Source organism: Arthrobacter sp. TMN-50, assembly GCF_054511125.1.
This window is the reverse complement of sequence record NZ_JBTNDG010000005.1, coordinates 1-20,279: the sequence shown is the minus strand read 5'-3', so window position 1 is coordinate 20,279 and position 20,279 is coordinate 1. Positions and strand designations below refer to the sequence as shown.

16 protein-coding genes are annotated in these 20,279 nt (G+C 65.0%); 12 read left to right on the top strand and 4 right to left on the bottom strand.

Translation table 11 applies throughout. The annotated features are described in order from the left end of the window. The first annotated feature begins 15 nt into the window (after positions 1-15). The 9 genes from carA to ACX80A_RS08270 all read left to right on the top strand — a co-directional run bounded on the left by carA (position 16) and on the right by ACX80A_RS08270 (position 11,650). Positions 16-1,179 (top strand): glutamine-hydrolyzing carbamoyl-phosphate synthase small subunit, encoded by a 1,164-nt coding sequence (carA, locus tag ACX80A_RS08310; RefSeq protein ID WP_459259381.1) that lies wholly within the window; start codon positions 16-18, stop codon positions 1,177-1,179. Next, positions 1,180-4,494, top strand: a complete 3,315-nt coding sequence (carB, locus tag ACX80A_RS08305) for a carbamoyl-phosphate synthase large subunit (protein ID WP_459259242.1) — start codon at positions 1,180-1,182, stop codon at positions 4,492-4,494. Next, positions 4,481-5,371 carry an orotidine-5'-phosphate decarboxylase gene (gene pyrF / locus ACX80A_RS08300; protein ID WP_459259241.1) on the top strand — a complete coding sequence of 297 codons (891 nt, stop codon included), beginning with the start codon at positions 4,481-4,483 and terminating at the stop codon, positions 5,369-5,371. Before carB ends, pyrF begins: the two co-directional genes overlap by 14 nt. Positions 5,372-5,475: 104 nt before the next feature. After that, positions 5,476-5,805 carry an integration host factor, actinobacterial type gene (gene mihF, locus ACX80A_RS08295; RefSeq protein WP_459259240.1) on the top strand — a complete coding sequence of 110 codons (330 nt, stop codon included), beginning with the start codon at positions 5,476-5,478 and terminating at the stop codon, positions 5,803-5,805. A 38-nt stretch (positions 5,806-5,843) separates the two neighbouring features. After that, entirely contained in the window at positions 5,844-6,413 is a 570-nt protein-coding gene (gene gmk / locus ACX80A_RS08290; protein ID WP_459259239.1) for a guanylate kinase, read from the top strand. Between the two features lie 57 nt (positions 6,414-6,470). Further along, the gene (gene rpoZ / locus ACX80A_RS08285; protein ID WP_459259238.1) at positions 6,471-6,734 is read left to right on the top strand and encodes a DNA-directed RNA polymerase subunit omega; all 264 of its coding nucleotides are present in this window, start codon (positions 6,471-6,473) and stop codon (positions 6,732-6,734) included. A 19-nt stretch (positions 6,735-6,753) separates the two neighbouring features. After that, positions 6,754-8,046, top strand: a complete 1,293-nt coding sequence (coaBC, locus tag ACX80A_RS08280) for a bifunctional phosphopantothenoylcysteine decarboxylase/phosphopantothenate--cysteine ligase CoaBC (RefSeq protein WP_459259237.1) — start codon at positions 6,754-6,756, stop codon at positions 8,044-8,046. An 81-nt stretch (positions 8,047-8,127) separates the two neighbouring features. Continuing rightward, complete coding sequence (gene metK, locus ACX80A_RS08275; protein ID WP_459259236.1) at positions 8,128-9,342, top strand: methionine adenosyltransferase; 1,215 nt, start codon at positions 8,128-8,130, stop codon at positions 9,340-9,342. A gap of 73 nt (positions 9,343-9,415) precedes the next feature. Continuing rightward, positions 9,416-11,650: a primosomal protein N' gene (locus ACX80A_RS08270; protein WP_459259235.1), complete on the top strand. Its 2,235-nt coding sequence runs from the start codon at positions 9,416-9,418 to the stop codon at positions 11,648-11,650. Here ACX80A_RS08270 and ACX80A_RS08265 read toward each other — a convergent pair. The 4 genes from ACX80A_RS08265 to ACX80A_RS08250 are packed head-to-tail and all read right to left on the bottom strand — an operon-like array spanning position 11,647 to position 15,549. Further along, complete coding sequence (locus tag ACX80A_RS08265) at positions 11,647-12,768, bottom strand: glycosyltransferase family 4 protein (RefSeq protein WP_459259234.1); 1,122 nt, start codon at positions 12,766-12,768, stop codon at positions 11,647-11,649. The two genes, ACX80A_RS08270 and ACX80A_RS08265, sit on opposite strands and share 4 nt — an antisense overlap. After that, positions 12,765-13,661 carry an alpha/beta fold hydrolase gene (locus tag ACX80A_RS08260; protein ID WP_459259233.1) on the bottom strand — a complete coding sequence of 299 codons (897 nt, stop codon included), beginning with the start codon at positions 13,659-13,661 and terminating at the stop codon, positions 12,765-12,767. Before ACX80A_RS08260 ends, ACX80A_RS08265 begins: the two co-directional genes overlap by 4 nt. A 3-nt stretch (positions 13,662-13,664) precedes the next feature. Then, on the bottom strand, positions 13,665-14,501 hold the full coding sequence (locus ACX80A_RS08255) for an aldo/keto reductase (RefSeq protein WP_459259232.1): 837 nt from the start codon (positions 14,499-14,501) through the stop codon (positions 13,665-13,667). Positions 14,502-14,529: 28 nt separating this feature from the next. Next, positions 14,530-15,549 carry a sugar-binding transcriptional regulator gene (locus ACX80A_RS08250; RefSeq protein WP_459259231.1) on the bottom strand — a complete coding sequence of 340 codons (1,020 nt, stop codon included), beginning with the start codon at positions 15,547-15,549 and terminating at the stop codon, positions 14,530-14,532. A gap of 122 nt (positions 15,550-15,671) precedes the next feature. On the opposite strand from ACX80A_RS08250, the gene ACX80A_RS08245 reads away from it, so the two are divergent. From ACX80A_RS08245 to glpK, 3 genes are all read left to right on the top strand, one after another. After that, positions 15,672-17,420, top strand: coding sequence for a glycerol-3-phosphate dehydrogenase/oxidase (locus ACX80A_RS08245; protein WP_459259230.1), 1,749 nt, complete (start codon positions 15,672-15,674; stop codon positions 17,418-17,420). A 132-nt stretch (positions 17,421-17,552) separates the two neighbouring features. Then, entirely contained in the window at positions 17,553-18,299 is a 747-nt protein-coding gene (locus tag ACX80A_RS08240) for an MIP/aquaporin family protein (RefSeq protein ID WP_459259229.1), read from the top strand. 96 nt (positions 18,300-18,395) lie between these two features. Continuing rightward, positions 18,396-19,910: a glycerol kinase GlpK gene (glpK, locus tag ACX80A_RS08235; protein WP_459259228.1), complete on the top strand. Its 1,515-nt coding sequence runs from the start codon at positions 18,396-18,398 to the stop codon at positions 19,908-19,910. The last annotated feature ends 369 nt before the right edge of the window (positions 19,911-20,279 follow it).

Sequence of the window (20,279 nt, the reverse complement as noted above, 5' to 3'; positions counted from 1 at the left end):
AGCGCCGCAGTCCTGATGCTCGAGGACGGCCGCACCTTCCGCGGCCGCAGCTACGGTGCGCAGGGCACCGCCCTGGGCGAAGCAGTCTTCGCCACCGGAATGACCGGGTACCAGGAGACCATCACCGACCCGTCCTATGCCCGCCAGCTGGTGGTGCAGACGGCACCCCACATCGGCAACACCGGGGTAAACGCCGACGACGCCGAATCCCGCCGGATCTGGGTGGCCGGCTATATTGTGCGTGACGCCGCCCGCCGCCCCTCCAACTGGCGATCCGAGCAGAGCCTCGATGGCCAGCTCCGCGACCAGGGCATCGTCGGCATTCAGGGCGTCGACACCCGGGCCGTCACCCGCCACCTGCGTGAGCGCGGCGCCATGAAGGCAGGGATCTTCTCCGGACCGGCGGCCACCGGTTCCGACGCAGACCTGCTGGCACTGGTCGCCGGACAGGAGTCCATGGAGGGTGCCCGCCTCGCCGATGAGGTCAGCGCGACAGCCCGGTACGTTGTTGAACCGTCCGATCACGGCTGGGAGGGTGAACCCCTGTTCACCGTTGCCGCCCTTGACTTGGGGATCAAATCCATGACCCCCAAGCACTTCGCCCAGCGGGGGGTGCGCACCGTGGTGCTTCCCGCCAGCTCAACCTTTGCCGAGGTGGCGCAGGAGCATCCCGGCGGCGTGTTCATGTCCAACGGACCCGGCGACCCGGCCACCGCCGACCCGCAGGTCGCCCTGCTCCGCGAGGTGCTCGACGCCCGGATCCCGTTCTTCGGCATTTGCTTCGGAAACCAGATCCTGGGCCGCGCGCTTGGCTTCGGCACCTACAAACTCAGGTACGGGCACCGGGGCATCAACCAGCCCGTCCTTGACCGGCGCACCGGCAGGGTGGAAATCACCTCCCAGAACCACGGCTTCGCCGTCGACGCGCCCCTCGACGGCCCCACTCCGGCCCCCGAGGCCCGCTTTGGCAGGGTCGAGGTCAGCCACGTGAGCCTGAACGACGGCGTCGTGGAAGGCCTGGCCTGCCTTGACCTGCCCGCTTTCTCCGTCCAGTACCACCCCGAGGCGGCAGCGGGCCCCCACGATTCCGCGTACCTGTTTGACCGGTTCATCCAGTTGATGACCGACACCCGCTCCGATGACCAGCCGGGCAGCGCCAACGATAAGGAAACCAACTAGATGCCACGCAGAACCGACCTCAAGAGCGTCCTGGTCATTGGCTCCGGTCCGATCGTCATTGGCCAGGCCGCCGAATTCGACTATTCGGGAACGCAGGCACTCCGGGTGTTGAAGGAGGAGGGCCTGCGGGTCATCCTGGTGAACTCCAACCCGGCCACCATCATGACCGACCCGGAATTTGCTGACGCCACCTATGTGGAACCCATCACCCCGGAGGTGGTGGCGAAGATTATCGAGAAGGAACGCCCCGACGCCCTCCTGCCGACCCTGGGCGGGCAGACCGCCCTCAACACAGCGATCGCTCTCGACAAAAACGGGGTGCTCGACAAGTACGGCGTGGAGCTGATCGGTGCCAACATCGCGGCCATCGAACTGGGGGAGGACCGCGAGAAGTTCAAGGGCGTCGTCGCCCGCTGCGGCGCCGAATCCGCCAGGTCAACGATCATCCACTCCATTGACGGCGCCCTGGACGCCGCCACCGACCTCGGGTACCCGATGGTGGTCCGCCCCTCCTTCACCATGGGAGGCCTGGGCTCGGGTCTCGCGTACGACGAGAAGGACCTGCGCCGGATCGTGGGTCAGGGCCTGCAGTACAGCCCCACCACTGAGGTGCTCCTCGAAGAGAGCATCCTCGGCTGGAAGGAGTACGAACTCGAGATGATGCGGGACAGGAACGACAACGTGGTGGTTGTCTGTTCCATCGAGAATCTTGACCCGGTGGGCGTTCATACCGGCGACTCGATCACCGTAGCCCCGGCCATGACCCTCACGGACCGCGAGTACCAGCGGCTGCGTGACATTTCGATCGCCATCATCCGTGAGGTGGGCGTCGACACCGGTGGGTGCAACATCCAGTTCGCCATTGAGCCCGACACTGGCCGCATCGTCGTCATTGAGATGAACCCGCGGGTCTCCCGGTCCTCGGCGTTGGCTTCCAAGGCCACCGGCTTCGCGATCGCGAAGATCGCCACGAAGCTGTCCCTCGGCTACACCCTGGACGAGATCCCCAACGACATCACCCAGAAGACTCCGGCATCCTTCGAGCCGACCCTCGACTACGTGGTGGTCAAGGTGCCCCGGTTCGCCTTCGAGAAGTTCCCCGCCGCGGACCCCACCCTGACCACCACCATGAAGTCGGTGGGCGAGGCGATGGCCATCGGCCGTAACTTCACCGAAGCGCTCCAGAAAGCGCTGCGATCCCTGGAGCAAAAGGGCTCCCAGTTGTCCTTCGACACGTCGATCGATATTGACGTACCAGCCCTGATCACCGCAGCCAAACGGCCCACCACGGAGCGGCTCGCCCAGGTCCAGCAGGCACTGCTCGGCGGCGGCACCATCGACGAGCTGTACCAGGCGACGGGCATTGATCCCTGGTACCTGGACCAGCTGGTGCTGCTCAACGAGGTTGCTGCGACGGTCCGGGAGGCGCCGTCGTTGACCGAGGATTTGTTGCGGCTCGCCAAGCGCCATGGCTTCTCCGACGAACAGCTCGGCTCGCTCACCCACACCCCAGAGGCGGTGGTGCGCGGGGTCCGCCACGCCCTCGGGGTGCGGCCGGTCTACAAGACCGTCGATACGTGCGCCGCCGAATTCGCGGCTTACACCCCCTACCACTACTCGTCCTACGACGAGGAGGACGAGGTGGGCCCCCACGCCAAACCCTCCATCATCATCCTGGGCTCCGGGCCCAACCGGATCGGCCAGGGCATCGAGTTCGACTACTCCTGCGTCCATGCGTCGATGGCGCTGCGTCAGGCCGGTTACGAGACCGTGATGGTCAACTGCAACCCGGAGACTGTGTCCACCGACTACGACATCTCCACCCGGCTGTACTTTGAGCCGCTGACCCTGGAGGACGTCCTTGAGGTCATCGCTGCCGAGCAACGTACCGGCGGCGTGCTGGGCGTGTTCGTGCAACTCGGCGGGCAGACTCCGCTGAAACTGGCTCAGGAACTGGCCGACGCCGGCATCCCGATCCTCGGCACGTCACCGGAAGCCATCGACCTGGCCGAGCACCGCGGAGCCTTCAGCCGTGTCCTCGACGCCGCCGGGCTGATCTCGCCGAAGAACGGCACCGCCGTCTCCTTCGAGGACTCCAAGAAGATCGCTGACAAAATCGGCTACCCGGTCCTCGTTCGCCCGTCCTACGTCCTGGGCGGTCGCGGCATGGAGATTGTCTACGACGAAGCGAACCTTTCGCGCTACATCGCCAACGCCACCGAGATCACCGAGGCGCATCCAGTCCTGATCGACAGGTTCCTTGAAGACGCCATCGAGATCGACGTCGACGCCCTCTACGACGGCACCGACCTGTACCTCGGCGGCATCATGGAACACATCGAGGAAGCCGGGATCCACTCCGGGGACTCGGCCTGTGTCCTGCCGCCGATCACGCTCGGCGCCGACATCCTGCAACGCGTCCGGGAAGCCACCCTGGCCATCGCCGAAGGGGTGGGGGTCCGTGGACTGATCAACATCCAGTTCGCCCTTGCCTCCGACGTGCTGTACGTCCTGGAAGCTAACCCCCGGGCGTCGCGCACCGTGCCCTTCGTCTCGAAGGCCACCGGGGTGCAGTTGGCCAAGGCCGCAGCGCTGATCGGTACTGGCGTGCCAATCGCCGCCCTGCGCGCCGACTATGGTCTGCTGCCCGTGGTCGGCGACGGCGGCGATCTGCCCCTCGACGCTCCCGTCTCGGTCAAGGAAGCGGTGCTGCCATTCAGCAGGTTCCGCACCACCGATGGCACAGTGGTAGATTCCCTGCTCGGACCGGAGATGCGGTCCACGGGCGAAGTGATGGGAATCGACAAGTACTTCGACACCGCCTTTGCCAAGAGCCAGGCCGCGGCGAACGCTGCCCTCCCCACCGAGGGACGGGTGTTCGTCTCGGTCGCCAACCGGGACAAGCGCTCGATCATCATGCCGGTAAAACGGCTGGTGGATCTCGGCTTCGAGATCCTGTCCACCGGCGGCACCGCCGATGTGCTGCGTCGCAACGGTATTCAGGCCACCACGGTACGAAAGATCGCCGAGGGTACAGGAGACCAGGGCGAGGGCACAGTGGTCGACCTGATCACCGACGGCACCATTGACATGATCATCAACACTCCGTCCGGCGGCCAGGCCCGCGGCGACGGGTACGAGATTCGTGCCGCCGCAACGTCCTACGGGCTGCCAGTAATCACCACCATCCCCGAGTTCGGCGCAGCGGTGCAGGCGATCGAGGCAATGCGATCCTACGAATGGTCGGTCACCAGCCTGCAGGAACACGCCGCCAACCTGCGTGCCGCCACCGAAGCCCGCGATGCAGGACGCTAACCTGACCTTCGGTGCGCGTCTCGCTGCCCGGATGCAGGCTCGGGGTAGCCTCTGCGTCGGAATCGATCCGCACCCGGCGCTACTCAGAGCCTGGGGGCTGAGCGACGACGCCGCCGGGTGTGAACGGTTTGCCCTGACGGTGCTGGACGCGGTAGGGGAGACGGCCTGCATTCTCAAACCACAGGTGGCGTTGTTTGAACGGCACGGGTCCGCTGGGCTGGCAGCGCTGGAACGCTTCCTCGCCGCTGCCGCAGACCAGGAGGTGCTGACCATCGCCGACGCGAAGCGCGGCGATATCGGCTCCACCATGGCCGCCTACGCGGACGCCTGGCTGCGGAATGGGTCGGCGCTGGCTGCCGACGCAGTGACCTTGAACCCGTATCTGGGGTTCGAGTCGCTGCGCCCCGCCCTGAAGCTTGCTGCCGAGACCGGCCGCGGAGTGTTCGTGCTGGCCCTGACCTCCAACCCTGAGGGTGCCGAGGTTCAGCACGCCCGGGTGAGAAGTGCTGGAGCGGGACCCGGCGGCGGGCCTGACGCCGGCCCCACGGTCGGTCACGCCGTGGCCCGGGTGATCGCCGACGCCGCGGCCCGGGAGAACCGGGACGCCGTCGGGCTCGGTTCGGTGGGGTTGGTGGTCGGAGCCACAGCGGGCGTTGCGGTACGTGAGCTCGGCCTGGATCTTGGCCGGTTGAACGGTCCGATCCTGGCACCAGGAATTGGCGCCCAGGGCGCAGGGGCCGCTGAACTTACTGACACGTTTGGTGCTGCATCAGCCCTGGTGCTCGCCAGTGCCAGCCGCAGCATCCTCGCTGCTGGACCCGATCCCGACAGGCTGCGGGCGGCTGCTGAACTCGCGTTGGCTGACCTCGGCAATTGATTTTGGGACCGCAGTACAGATAGGTTCAGTGCAAGCCCATTCCACAAGAATTGCATTTGCCCGAGCGTTCAGCGCGGGACGGTGCCTACTGCAGGGGAGCACTTGTGAGCTTGAAGCCGCTATCCGACTCCGAACGGACGCAAGCGCGCGAAAAAGCCACAGCGGCCCGTGCGGTCCGGGCTGAACTGAAGGTGAAGTTGAAAACCGGGGAGACCACTGTCAGCGAGGTGGTCAACGGGATGTCCAGGGATGAAGCCGTCAGCCGGTTGAAAGTCCTCGACCTCCTGAAGGCTCTCCCCGGGGTCGGTGACGTGCGGGCTGCGGGCATCATGAACGACGTCGGCATCGCTGCGACGCGCCGCGTACGTGGGCTGGGAGTCCATCAGCGCCAGGCCCTGATCGAACATCTAGCAAAGCAGGATCCTTCGCCCTGACCGGGGCGAACCCAGGAACCCTACAAGTGAGGAACCACGTGTCGCAGCCTCGGCTGACAGTACTCGCCGGGCCAACGGCCGTCGGTAAGGGAACCGTATCGACCTTTATCCGCGACAACTATCCGCAGGTCTGGCTGTCGGTTTCGGCCACCACCAGGCCCGCCCGGCCGGGGGAGATGGATGGCGTCCATTACTACTTTGTCAACAACGACGAATTCGATGACCTGGTCGCGTCGGAGCAGATGCTGGAATGGGCGCTGGTGCACGGACGGAACCGCTACGGCACCCTCCGCCGAACAGTGGACGCCGCCATGGCCGACGGAAAATCGGTGTTGCTGGAGATAGATCTGCAGGGCGCGCGACAGGTCAAGGAGTCGATGCCCGGTGCGAATTTCGTGTTTCTCGCCCCTCCTAGCTGGGAGGAAATGGTGCGCCGGCTGGTCGGCCGCGGGACCGAAAGTGAGGAAGAACAGCGGCAACGGCTGGAAACCGCTAAACTAGAACTTGCTGCGGAACCTGAATTTGATCATACGGTGGTCAATGACAGTGTTCAGCGGGCAGCGGACGAGCTTGTATCACTGATGGGACTGAGTCCTCTGGAGCGCTAGACACGCGACCCGGGAGCTCGGCAGCCACCAACAATCTGAACCATTTACGGAGTATTTGTGTCAACACAGCCTGAAGGCATCATCAACCCGCCGATCGACTCTCTGCTGGAGGCGTCGGACTCGAAGTATGCCCTGGTGATCTACGGCGCCAAGCGCGCCCGTCAGATCAACGCGTACTACTCCCAGCTCCACGAGGGCCTGTTCGAGTATGTTGGCCCGCTGGTCGACACCCGCCTGAATGAAAAGCCACTCTCGATCGCCCTGCGCGAAATCAACGAGGGCATGCTCGTCTCCACACCGGTCGAATCCACCGAGCAGTAATAACGCGTCTCCTCATCACGTGCGCATAATTCTCGGAGTCGGGGGAGGGATCGCCGCCTACAAGGTGGCGTCCCTCCTCCGACTTTTTACTGAAGCTGGGCATGACGTCACGGTAATCCCCACCGACGCCGCCACGCGGTTCGTAGGAACTGCCACGTGGGAGGCCCTGTCCGGCAACCCGGTCAGCAACAGCGTGTTTGACGACGTCGATAAGGTCAACCACGTCCGTCTGGGGCAGCGCGCCGATTTGGTTGTCGTCGCGCCCGCCACGGCTGACCTGCTCGGGCGGGCAGCCGCTGGCATAGCCAATGATCTGTTGACCGGGACCCTGCTGATGGCCGGCTGCCCGGTCCTGATGGCGCCCGCGATGCACACCGAAATGTGGCATCACCCGGCCACCGTCGCCAACGTCGCGACCCTCCGAAGCCGTGGCACTGTGGTGCTCGAGCCTGCCTCCGGGCGGTTGACCGGCACCGATTCCGGTGCGGGCAGGCTCCCCGAACCCGCCAACATTTACGCCGCCGCATTGGCCGCCTATGGTGCGGCACATGGTTCCGCAGCAAGTCGTGCCAGCGGGGGCGCGCCCGTTGACGGTTCCCTCGTGGGCCGGCGGGTTGTCATCACGGCCGGAGGCACCCGCGAGCCTATCGATCCGGTCCGATACCTCGGCAACCGGTCCTCGGGCAAACAGGGCATGGCCCTTGCCGTCGCTGCCCTCGCCGAGGGGGCAACCGTAGAATTGATTGTCGCCCACATCGAGGTGGCGGCGCCCGACGGCGTCGAACTGGTTCGGGTGGAAACCGCCGAAGAGCTGAGGCTTGCCACCCTCAGCGCAGCCAAACAAGCCGACGTGCTGATCATGGCTGCAGCGGTAGCCGACTTCCGGCCCGCGGAGCCGGTGCTCACCAAAATCAAGAAGCGCGCCGATGGCGTCAACCCGGTGATCATGCTGGTGCGGAACCCCGATATCCTCCGGGAAGCAGTCGAGCAGCGCAGCGCAGTTGAGCAGCGCAGTGCGGTTGAGCAGCGCGGCGAGGCGGGTGCCGGACCGGTCATCGTCGGGTTCGCCGCCGAAACCGGCGACCCGACCGGAAGCTCCCTGGACCATGCACGGGAGAAGCTGGCGCGTAAGGGGTGTGACTACCTGGTGCTGAACCAGGTGGGCGATGGCAAGGTGTTCGGCCGTGATGACACGGTCGCAACCATCCTCGACGCTGGCGGCGCCGAACCTGTTGAGGTCATCGGATCCAAAGCCGACCTAGCCGCTGCTGTGGTGGCCCGGGTAGCGGCAGCCTTATCCGGCCGTGGCTAGCCGCGCGCCAGCCACACAGCCCCGCACACAGTCCGTCACATAACCCGCCATCCTGTCGGTCGAACCAAGTAGAGTGATCAAGTGAATTCAGCCCATCCCGTCCGCAGCGACCTGCGCCTGTTTACCTCGGAATCTGTCACCGAAGGACATCCGGACAAGATCTGTGATCAGATCAGCGACGCCATCCTCGACGCCATGCTGGCGAAGGACCCCAAATCGCGGGTCGCAGTGGAAACCCTCGTCACCACGGGCCTGGTCCATGTGGCAGGCGAAGTCACCACCGAGGCTTATGTGGAGATTCCCGAGTTGGTGCGTCAGACCCTGCTGGGGATCGGCTATGACTCGTCAGCGAACGGGTTTGACGGCGCACGCTGCGGCGTGTCGGTGTCGATCGGCCAGCAGTCACCGGAAATTGCCAACGGTGTCTTCAACTCGCTGGAAACCCGGCAGGGCACCGGGCTGGACCCCTATGATGCGCAGGGCGCCGGGGACCAGGGCATCATGTTCGGGTATGCGAGCGATGAGACCTCGGTGCTCATGCCAACCCCCATCTGGCTGGCCCACCGCCTCTCCGAACGCCTGACCAAGGTGCGCAAGGACGGTACCCTCGACTATCTACGTCCCGACGGCAAGACCCAGGTCACCATCGGTTACGACGGCGACGTTCCCGTTTCCGTGGATTCCGTCGTGGTGTCATCCCAGCACGCACAGGGGGTCGACCTGGAGCAGTTGCGGGCTGACCTTGTCATCCACGTCATCGACCCGGTCCTGGCGGCTTCCGAACTGGACGTCAGCAACGTCCGGCACATTCTCAACCCCGGCGGCGACTTCGTCATCGGTGGCCCGGTAGGCGACGCCGGTCTGACCGGACGCAAAATCATTGTCGACACCTACGGAGGCATGGCCCGCCACGGCGGCGGCGCGTTCAGCGGCAAGGACCCCTCCAAGGTGGACCGCTCGGCTGCCTACGCCATGCGGTGGGTGGCCAAGAATGTCGTCGCCGCAGGGTTGGCTCGGCGCGCCGAAATCCAGATCGCCTATGCGATCGGTATGGCGCAGCCCGTCGGGATCTACGTCGAAACTTTCGGCACCGAGACCGTCGACCCGGCCGCCATCGGCAAGGCAATCCGCGAGGTCTTCGACCTTCGTCCGCTCGGCATCATCAACGCCCTGGACCTGCTGCGGCCGATCTACCAGAAGACCGCCGCCCACGGCCATTTCGGGCGCGAGGATGTCGGCTTCAACTGGGAACTCACAGACCGGGTGGACAAGCTGCGGAGCTATTTCAACGCCTAGGACGCGCTTGTCCGGCGGGGAACACGGGGACGGTTCCGGCGGCAGCGGCTCTGCACAGCCCCCGCGACGCAGCGTGCCCGCAGCTACCAGCCGCGCCCTGAAGCGGCCGGATGGGTTGGGCAGTGGGGGAGCCGTGCAACCGTCGCTGCTGCAGGGATTCCCGACGGCGCCGCACTCCGTGGGAGCGCCGGTGCCTGCCGGGGACCTCCCGGTAGCCCAGGTCATTCTCGATTCACCGTTGCCGCACCTCGACCGGGTGTTCGACTATGCCGTGCCCGAGGAACTCGCCGGGTCGGCCCAGCCCGGAGTTCGGGTGAAGGTGCGTTTCAGCGGGCGGGAGCACACCGGGTTTATCGTTGAACGCTCGGCCACCAGCGAAAGCACCACCCGGCTGCTGCCGCTGATGAAGGTCCTGTCGGAGCAGCGGGTCCTCACTCCGGAAGTGCTGGCCCTCAGCCGTGCGGTTGCCGCTCGCTATGCCGGGACCGTCAGCGACGTACTCAAGGTGGCCATCCCGCCCAGGATGGCGCGGGTCGATACTGCTTTCGCCGTTGCGACAGAATTTGCTGCGCCTGGCCCGGCAGTTTCTGACTTCGCTGCGCCCGAACCTTTTGCGCACGAACCTGCTGCGCCTGACTCCGCTGCGCCCGGCCCGGCCGATCCGACGGCGGCCAGGGAAGCTCTTTTCGACCGTTACAACAACGGCGCCAGTTTCCTCCGGCATCTAGCCGCCGGGCACAATCCCCGCGCGGTGTTGACCAGCCTCGGCGGGTACGGCCCGCGGGACTGGCCCGCCGAGATCGCCGAAGCGGTGGCCGCGGTCTGGCACGCAGGGCGCGGCGCCGTCGTCGTCGTCCCCGACCAGCGGGACCTGGCACGCGTCGAAGCGGCGCTCGACCACCGGCTTGGCGCTGGGAATGTGGCGCGGCTCACCGCGGAGGACGGCCCAACCCCCCGCTACCGTAACTTCCTGAAGCTACTCCACGGTCGGGTGCGGGTGGCGGTGGGCACCCGGTCGGCAGCCTACGCTCCGGTTCAGGACCTGGGCCTGGTGTGTGTGTGGGACGACGGCGATGAGCTCCATCAGGAACAGCGGGCGCCCTACCAACACATCCGTGAAGTGTTGCTGCTCCGCGCCGAGCAGGAGGGCTGTGCGGCGTTACTGGCAGCGGGGTCACAAAGCACCGAGGCGCACCGGCTGGTGTCCACGGGGTGGGCTCAGATGATCGCTGCCAATCGTTCGGAGGTCCGCCGGAGCGTGCCGCGGGTCATCCACACGGGGGACGAGTTTCAACTGGCCCGGGATCCGCTCGCTGCCCGCGCCCGCATTCCGCATGTCGCATGGCAGGCCGCCTCCGAGGGACTCGCCCGCGGTCCGGTGTTGCTGCAGGTGGCACGCACCGGGTTCTCGCCTGCCCTGGCCTGTGAGGAGTGCCGCGAACCGGCCCGCTGCACGGCGTGCACCGGGCCGCTTGCCCAAACCGGCCGCGGCGGGGCTCCCGGATGCCGCTGGTGCGGAAAGCCCGACCCGCGCTGGACCTGCGCGAACTGCGGGAGCCCACGGCTGCGTGCGACGGTCGCCGGTGCCACCCGGACCGCCGAGGAGCTGGGCCGGGCCTTCCCCGGGTCGAAGGTGTACTCCTCCGCCGGGGAACACATTCTCGACACCGTACCCAGCACGCCAGCGGTGGTGGTTGCCACCCCGGGCGCCGAACCGCTGGTGCAGGGCGGCTACGCGGCGGTGATCCTCCTGGACGGTTCGGCGATGCTGTCCCGCGAATCCCTGCGGGCTGGGGAGGACACTCTGCGCCGCTGGATTACCGCAGCGTTACTGGCCCGCCCTGCTGCCGACGGCGGGCTGGTGGTGATCACTGCCGACGATTCGACGGCGGTGGGGCATCTGGTGCGCTGGGACCCGCAGGGCGCGGCGGGCCGCGAACTCTCCACCCGGACCGACCTCGGGTTGCCGCCCGCCGTCCGATTCGCCGCATTGTCCGGATCCAGGGAGGCGCTGGCGGCCTTTTCCGGGGATCTCGATTCGGGGCTATTCCTGCGAACTGTTGGTCCGATGCCTGTCCCAGGGCGGACCGGTCGCGCGGCGGGTGGGCGGCCGGCAGGACACGGCCAACGAGCCGATGAATCCGATACCCAGACCTCCAGCGTGGATCAGCACCGGCTGCTGTTGTTCTTCAGCTACCGCAGCGCGCCTGCGGCGACTGCGTGGCTGAAGGCCCGTAAGTCGGCCATGTCAGCCAAAGGGACCACCGAGCCCGTGCATATCCGCTGCGATGCTGCGGACCTGATCTAGCTGATCCCTCGGCGGAATGGGCGGAGTCTGCCGAGCCCTGCCCGGCCGGCGTACTCGACCGTTGCAATGGTGGCAGCCTCGAGCAGCTGATCTGCCGACCGGTTCCAGGAGTAGGTTCCAGCCTGAGCCTTGCCTGCCTGCGACACCCGCTGCCACAGCTCGGGTTCCGCCAGGGTACGGACTGCCGCTGTGAATTGAGCCGGCTCGTCGGGGTCCACATAGAGGGCAGCATCCCCACCGACCTCCCGGAAAATCGGGGTGTCCGCGGCGATCACCGGGGTCCCGGCGGCCATGGCTTCGACGATCGGGAGGCCATACCCTTCGGCGCGGGATAGGGTCACCAGGGCGGCGGCCGAGCGCAGCAACTCCTGGTAACGCTCATCGCTGACCCCGTTGTGGAAGATGACCTGTTGCCCGGGTGGAATCAGTCCCGCCAGCTCGCCGCGACGGCTAGCGGTGATCCGACTGAGCAGGTGCAGCGTGTACCCGTCGAGTCCCCGCAGACCCGCGACGATTGCCTCAACATTCTTGTACGGCATGAAGGATCCCATGTACAGCAGGTCCCGGCCAGGCTCAACACCCGCTGCACGAACCACGGTATCTGCCTGCGGTGCGTTGCCGACCAGCCGCACCGGACGACGTGTCAGCCGATGCTCAGCCATAAGCTGACGGGTGGTCTCGGAGATGGTAGCAACGACGTCGGCCCGGTTGAGCAACAGCCGCTGTGGCCAGTACGCCAGATGGTAAAGCCGCCAGAGCGCCCTCACCGGAAAGGGGAGGAAGCCCGGCGGTTGCGGGTTCTGGTAGTAGATCAGGTCATGCAGGGTGAGCACCAGGGGATACGTGCGGCCCCAGGTTCCCATTGTCTGCATCGGGCAGATCACGACGTCGGGTCGCAGCCGATTGATCCGGGCCGCCACGAACAGCTCACGCGGGGACAGGGGGGAATTGATCATGACGTGGGGGACGTCGGGGAGCAACTTCAGCTGGCGCTGGTCGGAGACGAGCATCACCACTTCGGCACGCTCCGCTACCGCTGCGATCAGGCTGGCACCGTAGCGGCTGATGCCGTCATGCTGACCCAACCGCGTGAATCGGGCATCGAACAGGATCCTCATCGGAGAGTCTCCATCAGGAAAGTGTCGATCAATCCAGCAGCCTCGCCGGGGGTTTCATAGTGCACCAGATGCCCCACCCGTTTTATGATCTCCAGCCTGCAGTCGGCGATCATTGCGGCGAGTTCCCGCTGACCGGTGACTGAACCCAAATCGTCCTTCTCCGCCGCGATGAGCAGCACCGGCATCGCGAGCTGCGCCGCGCTGTCCCGCACCGTGCCGGTGATCGATGCCTGGAACGCCTCCAGCAGTACCCGGCGGCTGGCGTACTTGCTGAAATAACTCAGATGCTGGCCATGAATGTACTTGCGCAGGGCACGGTTCCGGGTTTTGGCCAGCAGGGAGCTCATCCCAAGCACTATCAGCGGATTACCGAGCAGAGCCAGACCAAGCTTCTCGGGGAGCGCAGCCCCCACTCGGTAGTACAGGGCAGCCAGCTTCGAAGCGAACCGGTTGGAGCCCTCGAGGGCGGGTTCGCAGATCGGGTTAATGAGTACCAGGGCTGCGATCGCCGTCGGGTGGGATGCTGCCCACCGGGCCGCCACAATGGATCCGAACGAGTGCCCGAGGAGCACGGAGTCGTTGGCGAGGCGGAGCGCCGTGACGCTGAAGCCGACGAAATCGGCATACGCGTCGACGTCGTGAATCCCGTCCAGCGCCTCCGATTGGCCGAACCCGGGGAGGTCAGGAACGACGACCCGGTGCGCGGGCAGCTCTTCGACGATGCGGAGCAACCCGTGGTGATCACCCCTGAAGCCGTGCACCATGAAGACGGTGGGCCCAGCCGGATCCGTGCCGGATACCGGTGGGAAGTCCCAGTAGCGCTGGGCCGCACCGCGGTAGGACAGGGTCATCATGGTGGCCTCGCGGGTCACCGTGATGGGGGGGATGGGCACGATCTAGTTCACCCGATCCGGGTGGGAACCGAAACGGGTGTCCCGGTCGAGGCCTTGCAGCGCTTCAAGGTGCGCGGGGCTGAGGTCGAATCCGTAGACGTCGAGGTTGCTGGCGATGCGGGCGCGGTTGCTCGCCTTGGGGGTGACCGCGTGGCCGGACTGCACATGCCAGCGCAGCACCACCTGGGCCGGGGTTCGGCTCAGCTCGGATGCGATCCGACCAATCACCGGGTCAGCCAGGATGGCGCCCCGGCCCAACGGGCTCCAGGCCTGGGTGAGGATGCCGTGGGTGTCGTGGAACTCACGCAGGGCGTGCTGCTGGAGGTAGGGGTGCAACTCGACCTGGTTGATGGCGGGGACTACCGATGTTTCAGCGAGCAGCCGTTCAAGGTGGGGAAGCTGGAAATTGGATACCCCGATGGCCCGCACCCGACCATCGTGATACAGCTGTTCCAGCGCGCGGAACGTATCGACGTAGAGGTCCTTGTCCGGGCAGGGCCAGTGGATCAGGACCAAGTCAACGGCGTCCAGGCCGAGCTCCTTTTGGGAGGCATCAAAGGCGCGCAGGGTCGAATCGTAGCCGTGATGGTCATTCCACACCTTGGTGGTGACGAACACGTCGTCGCGCTCCAACCAGCCGGCGGCGACGGCGTCGCGCACTGCGCTGCCCACCCCCGCCTCATTGCTGTACATCGCGGCGGTGTCGATGGTGCGATAGCCCGACTCCAGCGCCAGGGCGCACAGGTCCCGTGTCGCTTCGGGCGGCACCTTGTACACGCCGTAGCCGATCTGATCGATCTGTACCCCGTTGTTGAGCGCAATTTTCGGTGCCTTATGCATACCTCGACCATACCGAAGTGGGCGTGGGTCAGCGGGACCCGCCGTGCACCAGCCGCCGTGCCGAGCCCTCATCAAGAATCAGATCGGTGGCGAGGCCGGCCGCCAGCGCGCCGCGCAGCCCGTTGATCTTCGTCTCGCCGGACACCACACAGATCCGCCTGCGGACCTGCCTGAGCAGGTCGAGTTCGGGGCCGGTGCTGCGTTGGTTAAGGAGGAGGTCGCTGTGCGAACCGTCGGCCCTGAAGAACATGGTTGCGACATCGCCGACCACGCTGTGTTCCTCCAGGGCGCGTAGGTCGGCGTCGTCGAGATAGCCACCCGAGTACACGTGGCTGGGGATGCCAGCTCCGGTCGAACCGACGCCGAAAATGGCCATGGTCATCCGCCGCTGGAGGTCGAGAATCCTCAGGACGCTTCGTTCCGCCCACATGGCGGTCTTGGTCTCGGCATGATCGAAGAAGGCTGGCACCGGGAACTGTTCCACCCGGGCGCCGTAGGCCTGGCCGAATCGGCGCAGGATCTCGCTGGCATAGGTAATGCCGGTGGTCTGGGTGTTGCCGGCGCCGTTGAGCTGCACGATGGTGCTGTCATGGGTGACCTTGCGGGTCAGGTGATAGCTGACGGCGCTCACCGTTGAGCCCCAGGCCACGCCAATAATAGCGTTGGAGTCGACGAGGGGGCCGATGGTGCGCGCTGCCTGGATGGCGACGCGGTCCAGTACCTCGGAGTCGCTGACAATGTCGGTCACCGGAACCACATGGGCTTCCACCCCATACTGGCGCCGGATCTGCTGTTCCAGGGACGGCGCCCGCTGCAGCGGATTGTTCACCTGGATCTGCACCAGACCGGTTTCCCGGGCCATCGACAGCAGTCGCGACACGGTCGAACGCGAGGTCCGTAGCTCGCGGGCAATGGCGTTCATGGTCAAATCCTGCAGGTAATACATCTGGGCGGCCCGGAGGGCGTCACCGCTCCTAGACCGCTTGAGGTCCTCAGCGGAAGATTGTGCAGCGGAATCGGTTCTTTCAGTCTCAGGTCGAACGTTCATAGCCAAATCCTCAGTCTCTCGTGCACGTATGTGCAACACCATTGACTATTATTCCCAGCATTTCAAGAATAGGTGGAACGGCTGCGGATCCAGTGCTGCCGAATGACGTCGAGGAGAATGTTTTGGCTGAATCTGCCAGTGCTAATGGTGCAGTCAGCACACCCGCTGAACGGCCAGGGGTGCAGCAGTTGAGGAAGACGTCGCGCGCCTCGGTGCTGATCATTGGTGGCGGGATCAATGGCGTGGGAACGTTCAGGGACCTTGCACTCCAGGGCGTCGATGTGACTCTGGTGGAGCGCGGCGACTATTGCCAGGGAGCCTCGGGGGCGTCCTCCCACATGATCCACGGCGGAATCCGGTACCTCGAAAACGGCGAGTTCCGGCTGGTCCGCGAATCGGTGGTTGAGCGCAACGCCTTGCTGAAAACGGCACCCCACTACGTCAAACCGCTGCAGACCACCATCCCCATCTTCAGCACCTTCTCCGGGATTCTCGCTGCACCGCTGCGGTTCCTCACCCATCGCCAGCACGGCCAACCGCGCGAGCGGGGTGCCTTCCTGATCAAGGCGGGCCTGACCATGTACGACTGGTTCTCCCGGGACGGCGGGGCCGTGCCGCGGCACCGCTTCGCCGGTCGCCGGGTGTCGCTTGCCCAGCTTCCTGACCTGCGGCCCGATGTACGGTACACGGCCACCTACTTCGACGCGTCGGTGCACAACCCTGAACGGATGACCCTCGACGTCCTCCGCGATGGCCTTGCCGCTAATCCCGAAGCTCGGGCCAGCAACTATGTCAGCGCAATTGGGCGTGACAACGGGTCGGTCCTGCTTCGGGACGAACTCACTGGTGAGGAATTCAGCTTCGCCGCCGACGTCGTCGTCAATGCGACGGGTGCCTGGGTCGACGGGACCAATGACGCCCTCGGCGAGGCCAGCGCGTTCATGGGCGGCACCAAAGGCTCGCATATTGTCCTGGATCACCCAGAATTGCTTGCGGCCTGCGCAGGACGCGAGATTTTCTTCGAACACATCGATGGCCGTATCGTGTTGGTCTACCCAATCGGTGATCGCGTTCTGGTGGGCACCACAGACATCGACACCGAGATGGACACGCCCCCCGTGTGCACACCCGAAGAGGTCGACTACTTCATCGAGCTGATCGGTCACGTGTTCCCGGCGATCGTTGTGGAGCCGGCCGATGTTGTCTACAGTTTTTCGGGCGTCCGCCCGTTGCCGCGGCACGACGACACGCAGCCAGGTTTCGTGTCACGTGACTACCGGATCGAGAAGCGGCAGGATCAGTCGGGAAGCCGGGCAGTGACCACGCTTAGCCTGGTTGGCGGCAAGTGGACCACTTTCCGCGCCTTGTCCGAGCACTTGACCAACGACGTCCTGGCCATCCTCGGGAAACAGCGGACGACGACGACTGCCGGTCTGGCGATCGGCGGTGGACGGGGCTTCCCCACCACCCCGTCCGGCGAAAAGGCCTGGGTGACTGCCCACGTTGAACCCGGACTATCCGCCGCGCGCGTCGAGGGTTTGTTGACCCGATATGGAACCCGCGCCGTCGACGTCATCGACTACCTGCGGGCTGGCCCCGACCGGCTGCTGTCCTCTACGCCGGAGCTGAGCCGCCGCGAGCTGGCCTACATGGTTGATCACGAGCAGGTGGGCCACTTGGCCGATGTGTTGATCCGCCGGACCTCGATTGCCTTCAGGGGGTTGGTGACCAGCGAGTTGCTGCAGGAACTCGCTGATACCCTTGCCCCATTGGTGGGCTGGAGCGGCGCCACAGCCGCGGCAGAGATCGAACTGGCTGAACGGGTGCTGCGGGAGTCGCACCACGTCAGTACTGAAGATTTGGTTGCGTAGCGGTACCTGGCGCGCAGCTAATTGTCGCTCCCTGAGCGGCTGTAGGACCAACGGCAGCAGCTGCCGGGGGGAGCAAGAGAACCACAGCCGTGGGCTGGGTTCGCTAAAAATGAATAATCAAAGGAGTCAAAGATGTCTCTGGAAGCATTCGTTGCCGAAATGTTCGGCACCATGCTGCTGTTGCTGCTAGGTACAGGTGTCGTTGCCAACGTCGCGCTGGCCGGTACCAAGGGCAACAACGGCGGATTCTTGATGGTCAACTTCGGGTGGGGCCTGGCGGTGTTCGCGGGCGTTTACGTCGCGGCGCTCTCGGGTGCGCACCTGAATCCCGCTGTCACGGTCGGCCTGCTCGTCAACTCCGATATTGACGCGTTCGGCCCCGATATCGACAAGTCATTCGTCAATGTGTTGGCGTATTTCGCTGCGCAGCTTATTGGAGCCATGCTCGGTGCCTTCCTCTGCTGGCTGGCCTACAAGCAGCACTTCGACGCTGAGCCCGACCCGGCCAACAAGCTGGGCGTGTTCTCCACCGGACCGGCCATCCGGTCCAGTGCCTGGAACCTGATCACCGAGATCATCGGGACCTTCGTGCTGGTGTTCGTGGTCATCGCTTTCGCCGGCACACCCTCGGGCCTCGGCCCACTCGCCGTCGCACTCCTTGTTGTTGGTATTGGTGCGTCCCTTGGCGGGCCCACCGGTTACGCCATCAACCCGGCACGTGACCTCGGTCCCAGGATTGTCCACGCGTTGCTGCCCATCAAGGGCAAGGGCGGCAGCGACTGGGGTTACTCATGGGTGCCAGTTGTCGGTCCACTGATCGGCGGCGTACTGGGTGGCCTGGTTGCCATGCTGGTCACCTTCCCCGCAGTTACCGGCTAGCACAGTCCTTCGTTAGCACACCTACCCGGTGCGACGGTCCCGAGGCCGCCCGCGCCGGCACCATTTACCGACGGAATACTCAAAGAGGAGCACTACATGTCGAAGTACGTTATTGCGATTGACCAAGGCACCACCTCCAGCCGGGCGATCGTCTTCGATCACAGCGGGGACATTGTGTCTTCGGGTCAGAAGGAACACGAGCAGATCTTCCCCAAGGCAGGCTGGGTGGAGCATGATCCCATCGAAATCTGGAACAACACCCGCGAGGTCATTGGCAACGCGTTATCGCAGGCGAACCTGACGCGGCACGATATTGCCGCCGTCGGCATCACTAACCAGCGTGAGACGGCGGTGGTCTGGGACAAGACCACCGGTGAACCCGTGTACAACGCGATTGTCTGGCAGGACACCCGTACGCAGTCCATTGTTGACGAACTGGCGGCTGATGGGGGAGTGGAGCGGTTCAAGCAGCAGGTCGGACTTCCGCTGGCCACTTACTTCTCGGGCACCAAGATCAAATGGATCCTTGACAACGTTGAGGGCGCGCGGGCGAAGGCCGAGGCCGGCGAACTGCTGTTCGGCAATACCGACTCGTGGGTCACCTGGAACCTCACTGGAGGTACCGACGGCGGTGTACACATCACTGACGTCACCAACGCCTCACGGACCATGTTCATGGACCTGGAGACCCTGTCCTGGGACGACGACATTCTCGCCGCGTTTGGCGTGCCGAAGTCCATGATGCCGGAGATCAAGTCATCCTCCGAGGTCTACGGAACGGTCCACACGTCGCAGCTGCTGCGTGAAGTTCCAGTTGCAGGCATTCTCGGTGACCAGCAGGCGGCGACGTTCGGGCAGGCGGCGTTCGAGAAGGGCGGAGCCAAGAACACGTACGGCACCGGCAACTTCATGATCGTCAACACTGGTGAAGAGATCGTTCACTCCAAGAACGGACTTCTGACCACCGTTTGCTACAAGCTCGGTGACGCCAAGGCGGTTTATGCCCTCGAGGGTTCGATCGCCGTAACGGGATCCCTGATTCAGTGGCTGCGGGACAATCTGGGCATCATCAAGTCGGCGCCCGAGGTTGAGCAGCTCGCGGAAACGGTTGAGGATAACGGTGGCGTCTACATCGTGCCAGCGTTCTCCGGTCTGTTTGCGCCATACTGGCGCGGAGAGGCCCGCGGCGCGATTGTTGGGCTCACCCGTTTCGTCAATAAGGGCCACATTGCCCGGGCGGCACTCGAAGCCACTGCGTTCCAGACCCGTGAGGTCCTGGATGCGGCGAATGCCGACTCCGGAGTGGACATGGAGGATCTTCGGGTCGACGGCGGCATGGTGGCCAACGATGCGCTGATGCAGTTCCAGTCCGACATCCTGGGCATCCCGGTGATCCGTCCCAAGGTCACAGAGACCACGGCGCTTGGTGCAGCCTATGCGGCCGGCCTGGCGGTGGGGTTCTGGAAGGACACCGACGAATTGGCGACCAACTGGGCTGAAGACAAGCGGTGGACGCCCTCCATGGATACCGGAGAGCGGGACCGCCAGATGCGGCTCTGGAAGAAGGCTGTCACTCGGACGTTCGACTGGGTCGACGAGGACGTGAAGTAGGGCTCAATCCCCCTCAATCACACGTCGTCCTACAGCAGGGGCGGTGGCCATCCGGAAGGGTGGTCACCGCCCCTGCTGCGTGATTCGGCGGTGCTTGAACTCCAGGTCTCCACCCATCCCGCCTCCCCCCACTCGTCGAAGAGTGGGGTTTGGTGGGTCGACCGTGTTCCGAGTCGTCAGAGCTCACTCTCGGCGAGCCTTTTTGGAATGGTCCAGCACTACTCAAGAGGGAAACACTACTCAGAACGGACTTCACCTTAGAAGGGTGGTGGGGTTTCCGGTGATGGTGTTGGTGGTGTTGGTGGTGGGTCTGGTTTGGTGAGGTAGGTTTCCCCGGCAGGGGAAATCGCGATGATGGTCCCGGGTTCG